At 69.5% G+C, this 676-nt stretch carries 1 protein-coding gene; it reads right to left on the bottom strand.

Annotation, left to right across the window (positions count from 1 at the left end):
* Positions 1–676: helix-turn-helix domain-containing protein (locus IEZ17_RS41710; RefSeq protein WP_189308839.1), on the bottom strand; the 676-nt coding region annotated here is incomplete at both ends.

The raw sequence follows: 676 nt of genomic DNA, 5'->3' as shown, positions 1-676 counted from the left end.
CATGCGGTGCGGTCGCCGCATGGCCCGGCCGGTTCGCAGGGCTTTGGTCAGTTCGCGGCGGAGTTCTCCGCGGCCCTGGACGTAGAGGGCCTGGTAGATGGTCTCGTGAGCCACGTGCATCTCCGGCCGGTCGGGGAAGGCGGTTCGCAGAGCCTGGCAGATCTGCTCAGGGCTCCACCGGCGTTCGAGGTGGTCCTGGATGAAGTCGCGCAGCTCAGGTTTTTGGCCGATCTTCCCCGGCTTCGGGCGAGGTCGGCGGGCGTTGGCGCGGGCTTGGGCGGCGTGCGGCCGATAAGCCCAGCGGGAGGAGCCTGCGCGCAGGGGTATGCCGTTGCGACGTATCTCCCGGCTGATCGTGGACGGGCTGCGGCCCAGCTCAGCGGCGATCTGCCGGACGGATGCCTTCTCCCGCAGCCGATCGGCGATGTGAATGCGCTCGGCTTCGCGTAGATACCGCGACGGACCGTTGGGCGTGCCGGGCCGGCGTACCGGCGGTGCTGCCTTCTCCGAGCCTGTCGCCCGACGCCCGTGCCTCCACCGCTTACCGGTCCGTCGGTTGATGCCGACGATCCGGCATGCCTCCGAGTTGTTGAAGCCCTGGTCCATGAGCCGGAAGTATTCCGCTCGCTCACGGACCAGGGCCTTGCGGCCTTGAGCCCGCCCCCGGTCGTCCCGA

It is taken from the genome of Streptomyces albospinus, from assembly GCF_014648695.1.
GTDB lineage: Bacteria > Actinomycetota > Actinomycetes > Streptomycetales > Streptomycetaceae > Streptomyces > Streptomyces albospinus.
Note: the sequence above shows the minus strand (reverse complement) of the source record. Positions and strands in the feature narration are given on the sequence as shown.